Genomic DNA, 11,909 nt, shown 5'->3' with positions numbered 1-11,909 from the left:
CCCCACTTGGGTTTTTGGGGACAAGCCCGGCCAAAGCTGAGACAATAACACCTGTCCACGCGCTTAAAGGGATCCCCTGTGGTGCCGAAAGCTGCTCTGTGGATTTTGGGGTTGGGCCTGCTTCTGCGCTGCTGGGTGGCTGCTCTGTTGCCGCCGGGCTTTGACGAGGCCTACTACTACCTCTACACTCGCCATCTGGACTGGAGCTATTTTGACCATCCGCCACTGGTGGCCTGGACAACGGGCTTGGGGCCTGTTTTGACGGGGCAGGTGTCGGCTTTTTCGATTCGACTGGGATCCCTGCTGGCCTACACTGGCTCTTCCCTGTTGCTTTACCTCACGGCGGCGCGGCTTTTTTCGCTGCAGGCGGGGCTGATCACCCTGGCAACCATCAGCATCGCGCCCATTTTCTGGATTGGGTTTGGAGTGCTGACCCTGCCGGATAGCCCGCTGATGTTTTTTACGGCGGCAACCCTGTGGGTGGCTGCCCAGGAGTTTTTTCCGGCTCCCTTGGCAGAGGGGAAATTGGGGGCCTATGGGGCAGCTCGCTACCGACCGGGGCCGCGGCTGGCGCTGATGGGGCTATTGATGGGGCTGGCCTGCCTGGGCAAATACCACGGCCTGGCGTTGGGGTTTGGCCTGGTGCTCTTTTGTCTGCTCAGCCCGGCCCACCGCTGCGCCCTCAGGTCGGGATGGGCGCTCTTGGCAGTGCTGGGGTTCTTGGCGGCCTTCAGCCCGGTGCTGATCTGGAACGCCCAGCAGGATTGGGTCTCCTTTCGCTTCCAGGGGGGGCGAGCGGTGCCGGAGGCAGGGTATCAACTGCAAGAGCTGGGGCTGACGGTGCTGGAGGAACTTTTTTATCTTTTCCCGACCTTGGGGATCCCTTTGCTGGGGCTGAGCTTGGCTGAGGGTGGGCGGGTGGGGCTGGCGCTTTTTCAGGGAAGACGCCTCACGGATCAGGAGCTGAAGCATCTTCTAATCCTGGCCTGTGGGCTGCCGCTGGTGCTGGCTTTTACCTTGATGGGGGGCTATCGGCCCATTTTGCCCACCTGGCCCATGCCGGGGTTTTGGGTGCTGAGCTTACTTTTGGGATCCCGTTGGGAAAGGTGGCCAGGAGCGAAGCGGCTCTTGGCGGGAACGGCGGTGGCGGTGGGCCTGTTGGTGGGGGTGGGGCTGGCCCATGTGCGCTACGGCCTTCTCCAGGCTCCCGGTGGGCTGGGCCTGTGGCCGGTGGAACGGGATCCCTCGACTCAGTTGATTGCAATTGAACAGTTGCGGCGGCAGTTGCAGACGGATCCCCGCTTGGCCCAGGCTCTTGCCGAGGCGGATTTCATCTTCACCAACGCCTACTTTTTGGGCGGCCAGATCGGCATGGCCTTGGCGCCGCTGACGGATAAGCCCCTCACCTGCCTGGATGAAGATCTGCGCGGCTTTGCCTTTTGGTCGCAACCTGAAGATTGGCTGGGAAAAAATGGGCTGTTGGTTACCTCCAAGCTGTTTCAGCCAAGGGCGGGGATCGCGGCCACCTACGGCAACCATTTTGAACAAATTGAACCGGTGGCAGAGATCCCGCTACAGCGGGCGGGCGTGGTGGCACAAACCTTTCAGGTGTACTTGGCTCGCCAGATGCGCCGCCCCTATCCCCGACCTTATTCCCGCCAGCGCTGATGCTTCTCCGGAGTGTCCTATCGGTGCCTGTCGAACCAGCGCATCAGCATTGCCGCCAAGCGCTCGGGGTTGTGGCGCACCAAGCCGGTCTGCGGATCTTCTTGCATGACGTTGGCCAAAACGGCGCGGCAGCCCAGGTAGGCCAGTTTGTCAGGATCCAACATCACAAACTCGGAGCCGCTGCGGCGGTAATGCTCCAGAGCCCGTGGGGAAGGCGGCTCCCGCTGCACCAGCACGCCGTCAAATAGGCGCACGCCCGCCACCCGATCCAAAGCCATGACGTGATCCCCAACGGTATAGCCGTCGGTTTCCCCCGGCTCGGTCATGATGTTGCACACGTAGATGTGGGGCGCCATATTTTTGGCCAGAGCTTCCACAATTTCCGGTACCAACAGGTTAGGAATAATGCTGGTGTAGAGGCTGCCCGGCCCCAGCACCACAAACTCTGCCGCCTCAATGGCCTCGATGACTTCCGGCAGGGCCGGCGGGTTGGGGGGATCACAGCCAATCCGATAGATGCGTCCTCCGGCTTTGGCGATGTTGGACTCCCCCACCACGCGGCGGCCATCGCTCAACTCCGCCCAGAGGGTGACATCCGCCAGCGTGGCCGGCAGCACCCGTCCCTGAATGGCCAAGACTTGCGAGGTGGCGGTGATGGCCCGGATCAGGTCGCCCCCGGTTACGGCGGTGAGGGCGGTGATGAAGAGGTTGCCGAAGCTGTGCCCGCTCAGCCCCTCCCCCGCCTGGAAGCGGTACTGGAACAGCTCCGTGAGCAACTTTTCTTCGTTGGCCAAGGCGGTGAGGCAGTTGCGGATGTCGCCGGGGGGCAACACGCCGATCTCCCGTCGCAGGCGCCCTGAGGATCCCCCGTCATCGGCCACGGTGACGATGGCGGTAATGTTAGAGCTGTAGCGCTTCAGGCCCCGCAGCAGGTTGGAGAGGCCGGTGCCGCCCCCCAGCACCACGATGCGGGGGCCACGGCTGAGGCGCCGCCGCGACAGCAGCTTATCCACCAGCGCCTCATCCCCCTCTGGGATCAGCACATCTTCGATGGAGCGCATGGCGCTGCGAAAGCCCAGCACCACCATCACCAGGCCGATCCCAGTTACCAAGGGGCCGCTGATGTTGTTGGGGATCCAGGTGGTGATCAGGCGCAGGGTGATGTCGATCAGCCGCTTCAGGCGAAAGATGGGGGTCAATTCCGTCCAGATGGCGATGCCCAGCACCATCAGCAGCACACCCCCTACGGCCAGGGTGAGCCAGCGCTTAACGGCCAGACCGGGAAAGAGCCATTTCCAGCCACTGCCCGGCCAAGCAGTCTTGCGGCGGCGCATACCCCAAGTGAGGGACTTGTTGCTGGGCTTAGCCATGGGGAGGTACAGAAACGCCGGCCAAAGGGATCCTAACCTGTTGCTGTTCTACGCCAGCGTCAGGGGGTGGCGCTCCGAAGCGGGCCTCCAGCTCCCGCTGCGAATCCAGCAAATGGCGGTGCTGCACCTGGATGTTCAGGGCAGGCAGGGCAGGGTTGCCAGCAGGGACGGTCCAAGGTCGCAAATCTTGCGCCAGGCGCTCCACCAGGGCCACCGAGCGGTGTTGGCCGCCGGTACAGCCGATGGCCACACTTAGGTGGGGGCGACGTTCTGCCCGGTAGTGGGGCCAAAAGGCCTGGATCAGGGAAACGATGTGCTGGTAGGTGGATTGGGTAACCGGATCGGCAAACAGGAACTCCTGCAGGGGCGGATCCTGGCCGGTCAGGTGGCGCAGGTGGGGCTGAAAGAAGGGGTTGGGCAAAAAGCGCACATCGAAGAGCAAGTTGGCATCGGGGGGGGCGCCGTACTTGAAGCCGAAGCTGACCAGCCGCAGGTTGAGCGGCTGCGGGATCCCGTGGGCCAGAGCTTGCAATTGCTGCCGCAGTTGCTGGGCATTGAGGTCGGAGGTATCCAACCAGTGGGTGCAGCGCTCTCGCAGCGGAGCCAGATCGCGCACTTCCTGCTCAATGGCTTCCAACAGGCCACCGCCAGGGTGGTGGGGGTGGGGGCGGCGGTGGGCGCTGAGACGGTTGAGCAATACCAGGGGGCGAGCCTCCAGAAAGAGAAAAGGGATCCCTTGCGATTGCACCCAGGCAGCCAGGGTGGGAACCTGATCCCGGTACTCCTGGGCGTGGAGATTCAAACTGAGGGCCAAAGCAGTGTGGTGGGGCCGCATCGCCTCCACCAAAGGGATCACCTGGCCAGGCGGGATCCCTTCCAGGCCGGTGTAGCCCAGTTGTTCCAGTTGCTGGATGGCCAGGGTTTTCCCGGATCCCGTCAGCCCGGCAATAACCAAAACAGGTGTCACTCTAGTCGGTTGATCGTCCATGCAGCCTATTCTAGGGCGAGGGGAAGCCCAAAAACCGGATCCCTGCTGCCAGGCGCTCAGGTCTGGACGGCTGTCGCTGCTTCTTTGTCCGTCTTCCCGTCCGAGAGAGGGGCGCTGGGGCAAAGGTCGGCCAAAAAACACTGCTCGCAGAGGGGTTTGCGGGCGGTGCAAATGGCCCGCCCATGGTCGATCAGGCGAATGGACCAATTTTCCCAATCCGCTTGTGGCAACAACTGCATCAGATCCTTTTCGATGCGCACGGGATCCTCGTGCTCGGTAAGGCCGAGGCGGCGGCTGAGGCGCTTGACATGGGTATCGACAGTAACCCCGGCATTGACGCCAAAAGCGTGGGCCAGCACCACATTGGCCGTCTTACGCGCTACACCGGGTAGGGTGAGCAGCTCCGGCATGGTGCGGGGCACTTGACCGCCAAAATCCCTCAGGATCTTGCGGCAGGCTTCCTGAATGTGTTTGGCCTTGTTGCGATAGAAGCCGGTGGAATGGATGAGGGCCTCGATCTCCTCCCGCGGGGCTGCTGCCAGCGCTTGGGCATCCGGGAAACGGCGGAACAGCTCTGGGGTGACCTGGTTAACCCGCTCATCGGTACACTGGGCAGACAAAATGGTGGCCACCAGCAGTTGCAGCGGCGTTTGGTAGTGGAGGGCACAAGTGGAGTTGGGGTAGTGGCGCTTCAGCCGGATCAGGATCTCCAAAGCGCGCTGGCGCAAGGCCCGTTTGCTGGCCATCTTTCCCTAGCCCGACCCGGTAACGATGGCGAGGGTGTCTTTGAAGATCAGCACCACCCCCAAGCCCAGCAACAACACCAGGCCTGTCTGCATCACCCGGTCTTCTAGCTCCTTGGGCAGCCGTTTGCCGCGGATCCCTTCCAGGATCAAAAAGGCGATGTGCCCCCCATCCAAAGCGGGCAGAGGCAACAGGTTGAGAAAAGCCAGGTTGATGCTGATCAAAGCGGTGAAATTAAACAAGCTGGCAGCATCATCCCGCGCCAGATCCGCGCCGATCTTGACGATCCCCACCGGGCCGGAGACCTGTGTGGCCGTGCTTTGAAAATTCTCAACCAACTGCCGCAAACCGTTTACATTCAGCATCACCACCCGCTGGTAGGCGTTTCCAGCCTCTGTGAAGATCTCGGCCAGGTTCCGGGCGGGGCGCAAGGTCAGCTCCTGGTTGGGCGCTAAGGTCACCCCAATGGCCACCGTCTCCCCCCGCAGCTCCGGGATCACCGTCAACTGGAAGGGATCCCCTGCCCCGCGCTGCACCTTTAGGGCAACGGGCTGGTTCTCGCTGCTGCGGATCAGCGCCTGAAAATCGTTCAGGGCTGCCAAGGCCGCCGTCTCGTCGGCGATGGCGCTGTAGTCGTGGTCGGCTGCCCGCAACACCACATCTTCCGCCTGCAGGCCGGCCCGCTCCGCCGGGCTATCCGGCATCACCTGAGGGATGAGGATGCCGGGATGGATGCGCGCCACCGATGGGATGCCCACCGAGGCAAACATCAACACCAGCACCAGATAGGCAAAGATCAGGTTGGCCATCACCCCGGCACTCATCACCACCAGGCGATCCAACACAGGACGGTTCTTCAGCAGATCCGGGTCATCGGGCGGGTAGGGGGAACGCTCGTCCTCGTCGGGAAAGCCCACATAGCCCCCCAGCGGCAGGGCGCGAATGGCGTACTCCGTCTCCTTACCTTGGTAGCGCCACAGCACCGGGCCAAACCCCAGCGAGAAGCGGTTGACGTGGATCCCTTGTAACTTGGCCGCCGCAAAATGGCCTGCCTCATGCACCAGGATCAGCAGGGCGAGAATGGCGATGGAGAGGAGAACAGGCATGGGCTGGCGTGCAGGTAAAGAAGGAAGAAAAGCCAAGAGGCAGAGGATCAGGGCGACGGACAGGCCTGCTGCCTCAGGGAACCAGGATAACAGACCAGAAGCGGCAGAATCCTCAGAACACCTGCTCCACTTCTAGGATGTCGGGGATGCTCTCCCGCAACTTGCGCTCAATGCCCATTTTCAGGGTCAGGGTGGAACTGGGGCAGGCACCGCAGGCCCCCTGCAGGCGCAGCTTGACCACCGGGCCGTCAATTTCCACCAACTCCACATTGCCCCCATCGGCCATCAAGTAAGGGCGCAGCTCGTCTAGGACTTTCTCGACGTTCGCGCTATTGAGTTCCAGTGCTTGTGCCATGGTTGCTTTCAGCCTCATCGAGTTTGGATTGTAGCGATTTCCCCCCAGCCCCCTCAAGGCAGCCAGGGATCGCTATGATTTCAACATAGTCTGAATCTTGCGGGGAGAGGGCTAGTCTGGTTGTCCGGATCCATCCAACACCAGACGACTAGAATAGGAAGCGGATTTGCCTATTCCCAGCAGCGTTACCCACTCAGCAGGGCTGTCTTTATTCTTTATGCTAGACGCTTTACTGATCGCGATCTTCATGTTGGCCGGGGCTGGCCTTGGGTTTTATGGCCTGGATCTGCTCCCTCCTGCCGCCATTCAGGGGGCCAATGTGGAGGGAGCCCGCGTCGTCACCAGCGGCTTCGGCGTGCTGGCAGGGCTGGCTCTGGGATCCCTGGTGCGCTGGAGCTACCGTCGCTTCGAGGCCAATGTGCGTTCCCTGCCGCCGGACGTGTTGATCAGCCGCTCGGTGGGGCTGGTGATTGGTTTGGTGATCGCCAACTTGGCCATGGCTCCTGTATATTTGTTGCCGCTGCCCCCTCAACTCAACCGCTTTCTCGAGCCGCTGGCTTCGGTCTTTTTCAGCTTGGCTTTTGCTTATCTGGGGGTCAGCCTGGCCGATACCCATGGCCCCTCGCTGCTGCGGCTGTTGAACCCCAACTATGCTCTCCAGGCAGCCCTTTGGGCAGAGGGCAATGTGGTGGCTGCCACGGCCAAGGTTTTGGACACCAGCTCCATCATCGATGGCCGAGTGGCCCAGTTAATCGAGACAGGCTTTTTGGAGGGAACCCTGGTGGTTCCCCGCTTTGTGCTGACGGAACTGCAAACCATCGCCGACAAGGCCGATGCCCAAAAACGAGAGCGGGGCCGCAAAGGCCTCGATACGCTGCAAGCTTTACGAAAGGCCTATCCTGAGCGCTTCGTCATTCACGAAGCCAACTATCCCGATCTGACCACCGTCGACGAAAAGCTGGTGCGCCTTACCCAAGCTGTAGGGGGAACGCTGCTCACCACCGATTACAACCTGAAGAAGGTGGCGACTCTGCAGGGGGTTAAGGTGCTGAATGTGCATGAGTTGGCCGAGGCGCTGCGGCCCATCTATGTTGCCGGCGATAGCTTCGATATCAAGATCACCCGCGAGGGCAAGGAGCCGGGCCAGGGGGTAGGCTATCTGGAGGACGGCACCATGGTGGTGGTAGAAGAAGGGCAGCGCTCTTTGGGCAAAACCCGCTCCGTTGTGGTAACCAGCGCCATTCAGACCTCAGCAGGCCGCATGATCTTCGCCCGTCTCAGCAAAGACTCTGCCCCGCTAACCCGCCCGGCCTCTGATCCCGCCAGCCCAGCCTCCTCAGGGAAAACCTGAGCTCTGGGCCTGTGTTTCCCCGACGCGATGGTGGCCTCTTCCCACATGGGCGTGCTTCGACCCACTCCGATTTTCTACACACAGGATCGCCAGAGGCGCTTCTGGGGTTTTTATTGGGAAGAGGCTGAGAAATATGGCATCCACCCTCAGCACATCGTGAGTGGACAGCAAATCTGGGAGGTGGCCAACGCCGGGGAGTACGAAGCCCAGCTCAACCAGGTGTTTGAGACTGGGGATCCCCTTTCCTACCAATGTCAGGTGAACTCGCCCCGCTACAAGTTGCACTTGCATCTCTCCCTCAACCCGGTACGGGACATGGAAGGGGCGGTGGTAGCCGTCTCGGTGGTGGGCAAGCTGTTGGGGGCAACGCCTTTCAACTTGGCCGGCGGAGCCAGCAGCCCCACTGCCCAGCCCCATCCCCTCTTGGCTGATCCGGTGCAGGGGATCACGGCCCAGTTGCTGCGCAACATCGGCCACTCCCTAGACATTCGCGAGCTGTGCCAGCAGACGGTGGAGCAGTTGGGGCAATTGTTTGGGGTGGATCGCTGCCTGCTGGCCCTCTACGAAGTGGGGCAGGATTCCCTCACGGTTAACGCCGAGTACCGCCGCAACCCAGGGGATCCCTCGCTGCTGAACCAGACCTTGCGACTGGCGGATTATCCCCATCTGCTGCAGGCCCTGAGGCAGGAAGAGCCGGTGCTGATGGAGCGCCGTCTGGCCATTGCCATGTCCTATCGCGGCTATGCCAACAGCCTGCTCTGGTTGGAAGTGCTGCCGCCCAACGGCGTTCCCGTTTGGCAGGCCGGCCACCTCCAGGTGCTGCAGAGCATTGCCACCTATCTGGGCACGGCGATTGCCCACGCCATCTTGCTGGATCAAAGCCGCCAACTGGCCACCCGCCTGCAGTTGGCCAACCAGACACTGCGCCAGAAAAACAAAGAGCTGGAGCAGGCCCGTGCCCAAGCGGAATCGGCCAACCAACTGAAAAGTCAGTTCTTGGCCAATACTTCCCATGAGCTGCGCACCCCTCTCAATGGGATCATCGGCTTTATCAAGCTGGTGCTGGACGGGATGGCCGAAAGCCGCGAAGAGGAGCTGGACTTTTTGCAGGAGGCCTATCGCTCGGCCCTGCACCTGTTGGCCTTGATCAACGACGTGCTGGACATCGCCAAGATCGAGGCGGGCAAAATGCAGTTGGAGTTTCAGCCCTGCGACCTGCAAGCTTTGTTTAAGGATGTGGCAGCCAAAACCAGCCTGCAGGCCAGCCAAAAGGGCCTACAACTGAGCTTTCAGTTGCCCAACACCTCAGATCAGATTTTGCTCTTGGGCGATTACCAACGCCTGTTGCAGGTGATGCTTAATTTGGTGGGCAATGCCATCAAGTTCACCCCCAAAGGCTCGGTGACCGTGCGGGCGGATATCCTTCCCGGCAACCCGGGTTTGGCCCGCATCCGCGTCATCGACACCGGCATCGGGGTGTCGCTGGAAAAGCAGCAAAAGCTGTTTCAGGCTTTTACCCAGGTGGATGGTTCCACCACCCGCCAATATGGGGGAACGGGCTTGGGCCTGGCCATCAGCCAGCGGCTGGTGGAGGCGATGGGGGGGGAGATCAATTTCTACAGCTTGGGCGAAGGGCTGGGATCCACCGTTACCTTTACGGTACCCCTCTACCGCCGGCCGCTGCTGGGCGGGGATGCAAGCCCAGAGACAATTGCCGCCGGATCAACCCAAGATAGACCTGAGGATACCGATCCCACCTTGATTTCTGTTCCCCACCCGGCCCAGCGATGATCCGTCCGGCCATTTCTTCTCGATCATTCGCCTAACTATGCCCCATCCTCGCAAACGGTTTGGTCAGCATTGGCTCAAGGATCCCGCTGTCCACGCAGCCATTGTGCGGGCTGCCCACCTGGATGGCTCTCAGGCAGGCGCAGATCCCATTTGGGTGCTGGAGATCGGCCCCGGCACCGGGCAGTTGACGCAGCGATTGCTGGCCCAGGGCGTCCAGGTGGTGGCGGTGGAGATCGACCGGGATCTGTGCCGGCTGCTGCAAAAACGGTTTGCCGACCAGCCGCGTTTTCACCTGGTGGAAGGAGATTTTCTTCGCCTGCCGCTCCCGCCTCAGCCCCGCCTGCTGGTGGCCAACATCCCCTACAACCTCACCGGCCCGATTCTGGAGAAAGTGCTGGGATCCCCGGCCCAGCCGGTCAGACAGTTCGAGCGCATCGTCCTCTTGGTGCAAAAAGAGCTGGCCGAGCGCCTTCAGGCTGGCCCCGGCAGCAAAGCCTACGGTGCCCTGAGCCTGCGGACGCGCTATCTGGCCGATTGCGAGCTGATCTGTAAAGTGCCTCCCACCGCTTTCCAGCCGGCCCCCAAGGTGGAATCCGCTGTGATTCGCCTCACCCCCCGCCCCGCCCCCACCCCTGCTCGGGATCCCCGCTGGTTTCACCAACTCCTTCGCCAAGGGTTCTCCACCCGCCGCAAGAAGCTCACCAATGCCCTGGGGAGCTTGGTGGAGCGAGAGGCGGTCGCAGCAGCGTTGGCTCAGCTCCGCCTCAGCCCCGATGCCCGCGCCGAAGAGCTGGATCTGCCCCACTGGCTGGCCTTGAGCGACCTACTGCTGGAGAAAGCGCCCAAGGCTGCCCCTCAAGAGGAATAAGAATCGCGGTAGGGTGGGAAAAGACGGTGGCTGGATGCCCAGCGCTTTTTGGCTTGAGGAAAGGCTTTTTAAGGGCGAACCTATGCTCGACAACCAAGGCAAACAGATTCTTGTAACCGGTGGCACCGGCGGGCTGGGGTTGGGGGTGGTTCCCGTAGTGCTGGCCAGCGGGGCAGAGCTGACCCTGACCTACCGACAGGAGGAGGAGCTAGCCGTGCTGCGGCAGCGCCTGCCGGCCAGTGCTCTGGATCGGGTGCGCTTTGTGCAAGTGGATTTGTTGGACGAGGCGGCGGTTGCCCGCGCCATTGCCGACCTGCCCCGCGTAGATGGGCTGATCCACCTGGTGGGCGGCTTTGCCATGGGCCCCACCCACGAGTACAGCTTGGCAGACTGGCGGCGCGACTTTGACCTCAACCTCACCACCACTTTCCTAGCTTGCAAGCACAGCCTGCGCAAGATGTGGCAGCAGGGCTATGGGCGGATTGTAACGGTGGGATCCCGCGGCGCAGTGGAGCCGGGCTCGCAATTGGCGGCCTACTGCGCTTCCAAAGCAGGGGTGGTGGCTCTGACCCGCACCATTGCCGCCGAGACCCAAGGCACCGACATCACCGCCAACGTCATTCTGCCCAGCATCATCGACACGCCGGCCAACCGCGCCGCCATGGGATCCGCGCAAGCCGAGCGGTGGGTAAAGCCGGAGTCCATTGGGCAGGTGATCGCTTTTTTGGTCTCGGAAGCGGCGCGGGATCTGAGGGGCGCGGTGATCCCGGTGTATGGCAGCGTCTAAGCGACCGGTTGACCGGGCCACGAGCCGCCATTCATGATACAAATATGTACTTATCCCAATCCAGTTCTTGTCTATGCTGAAGCGATTATTCTGGGGTGGTTTGCGTCGGCAAATTGGTCGCATCGAGGTGGCAGGGGCCATTGATGGCAAAGCCCGCGAGCGCGTTCTCAAAGCCCTAAAAGAGGTGGAAGAAAAACAGCTCCCTGCTCTAGTGCTCCGCATCGATAGCCCCGGCGGAACAGTGGCCGACTCCCAAGAAATCTACAGTGCTCTCTTGCGTTTGCGGGAACAAAAAGGCACCCGCATTGTTGCCAGCTTTGGCAACATTGCCGCCTCTGGGGGGGTTTATATCGCCATGGGAGCGGAAAAAATCGTCGCCAACCCAGGAACGATCACCGGCAGCATCGGCGTGATCATTCGAGGCAATAATATCGAGCGTCTTTTGGATAAAGTGGGGATTTCATTTAAAGTGATCAAGTCTGGCCCCTACAAAGATATTCTCTCGTTTGATCGCGAGCTGACCCCAGAAGAGCGAAACATCTTGCAAGAGTTGATCGATATCACCTACGGTCAGTTTGTGCAGACGGTTGCTGCTGCCCGCAAGTTGAGTTTGAATGTGGTCAGGACTTTTGCCGATGGCCGCATTTTCAGTGGAGAGCAGGCCCTCCACCTAGGCGTGGTGGATCGCTTGGGCACGGAAGAGGATGCTCGCCTCTTGGCGGCAGAGCTGGCGGGGTTGCCGACAGATGCCAAATTCTACGATCTGCTCCCCCGGCGCAGAGGCTGGTCTCGGTTTCTGCCGGCAGCAGAAGCTCTGGCGCGTTTGCAGTTTGAAGTGAGCACCTCGGGCTTGCCCCTATGGCTCTACACCGGTTCTTGAG

Annotated in this window: 11 protein-coding genes; 6 read left to right on the top strand and 5 right to left on the bottom strand. The window is 61.4% G+C overall.

Annotated elements, in window-relative coordinates; genetic code table 11:
- Positions 1–81: 81 nt before the first annotated feature.
- Positions 82–1,668 carry a glycosyltransferase family 39 protein gene (locus NW844_RS09335; RefSeq protein ID WP_414335116.1) on the top strand — a complete coding sequence of 529 codons (1,587 nt, stop codon included), beginning with the start codon at positions 82–84 and terminating at the stop codon, positions 1,666–1,668.
- A 17-nt stretch (positions 1,669–1,685) separates the two neighbouring features.
- Here the strand turns inward: NW844_RS09335 and NW844_RS09330 are convergent, their stop codons facing one another.
- The 5 genes from NW844_RS09330 to NW844_RS09310 all read right to left on the bottom strand — a co-directional run bounded on the left by NW844_RS09330 (position 1,686) and on the right by NW844_RS09310 (position 6,231).
- Complete coding sequence (locus NW844_RS09330; RefSeq protein ID WP_414335119.1) at positions 1,686–3,002, bottom strand: gluconeogenesis factor YvcK family protein; 1,317 nt, start codon at positions 3,000–3,002, stop codon at positions 1,686–1,688.
- Positions 3,003–3,030: 28 nt separating this feature from the next.
- The gene (gene rapZ / locus NW844_RS09325) at positions 3,031–4,005 is read right to left on the bottom strand and encodes an RNase adapter RapZ (RefSeq protein WP_414335115.1); all 975 of its coding nucleotides are present in this window, start codon (positions 4,003–4,005) and stop codon (positions 3,031–3,033) included.
- A gap of 77 nt (positions 4,006–4,082) precedes the next feature.
- Positions 4,083–4,772, bottom strand: a complete 690-nt coding sequence (gene nth / locus NW844_RS09320) for an endonuclease III (protein ID WP_414335114.1) — start codon at positions 4,770–4,772, stop codon at positions 4,083–4,085.
- A gap of 6 nt (positions 4,773–4,778) precedes the next feature.
- The gene (rseP, locus tag NW844_RS09315) at positions 4,779–5,876 is read right to left on the bottom strand and encodes an RIP metalloprotease RseP (RefSeq protein WP_414335113.1); all 1,098 of its coding nucleotides are present in this window, start codon (positions 5,874–5,876) and stop codon (positions 4,779–4,781) included.
- A 112-nt stretch (positions 5,877–5,988) separates the two neighbouring features.
- Positions 5,989–6,231 (bottom strand): NifU family protein, encoded by a 243-nt coding sequence (locus NW844_RS09310; protein WP_414335112.1) that lies wholly within the window; start codon positions 6,229–6,231, stop codon positions 5,989–5,991.
- A 217-nt stretch (positions 6,232–6,448) separates the two neighbouring features.
- Between NW844_RS09310 and NW844_RS09305 the strand changes: the two genes are divergently transcribed.
- The 5 genes from NW844_RS09305 to sppA all read left to right on the top strand — a co-directional run bounded on the left by NW844_RS09305 (position 6,449) and on the right by sppA (position 11,908).
- On the top strand, positions 6,449–7,582 hold the full coding sequence (locus NW844_RS09305) for a PIN/TRAM domain-containing protein (RefSeq protein ID WP_414335111.1): 1,134 nt from the start codon (positions 6,449–6,451) through the stop codon (positions 7,580–7,582).
- A 45-nt stretch (positions 7,583–7,627) separates the two neighbouring features.
- Positions 7,628–9,373 carry a sensor histidine kinase gene (locus NW844_RS09300; RefSeq protein WP_414335110.1) on the top strand — a complete coding sequence of 582 codons (1,746 nt, stop codon included), beginning with the start codon at positions 7,628–7,630 and terminating at the stop codon, positions 9,371–9,373.
- Between the two features lie 37 nt (positions 9,374–9,410).
- Positions 9,411–10,241 (top strand): 16S rRNA (adenine(1518)-N(6)/adenine(1519)-N(6))-dimethyltransferase RsmA, encoded by an 831-nt coding sequence (gene rsmA, locus NW844_RS09295; protein ID WP_414335109.1) that lies wholly within the window; start codon positions 9,411–9,413, stop codon positions 10,239–10,241.
- A gap of 82 nt (positions 10,242–10,323) precedes the next feature.
- Positions 10,324–11,028 carry a 3-oxoacyl-ACP reductase FabG gene (gene fabG / locus NW844_RS09290; RefSeq protein ID WP_414335108.1) on the top strand — a complete coding sequence of 235 codons (705 nt, stop codon included), beginning with the start codon at positions 10,324–10,326 and terminating at the stop codon, positions 11,026–11,028.
- A 73-nt stretch (positions 11,029–11,101) separates the two neighbouring features.
- Positions 11,102–11,908 carry a signal peptide peptidase SppA gene (gene sppA, locus NW844_RS09285; protein WP_414335107.1) on the top strand — a complete coding sequence of 269 codons (807 nt, stop codon included), beginning with the start codon at positions 11,102–11,104 and terminating at the stop codon, positions 11,906–11,908.
- Position 11,909: the final 1 nt, after the last annotated feature.

This window comes from Synechococcus sp. H55.2 (assembly GCF_047462495.1).
GTDB lineage: Bacteria > Cyanobacteriota > Cyanobacteriia > Thermostichales > Thermostichaceae > Thermostichus.
Note: the sequence above shows the minus strand (reverse complement) of the source record. Positions and strands in the feature narration are given on the sequence as shown.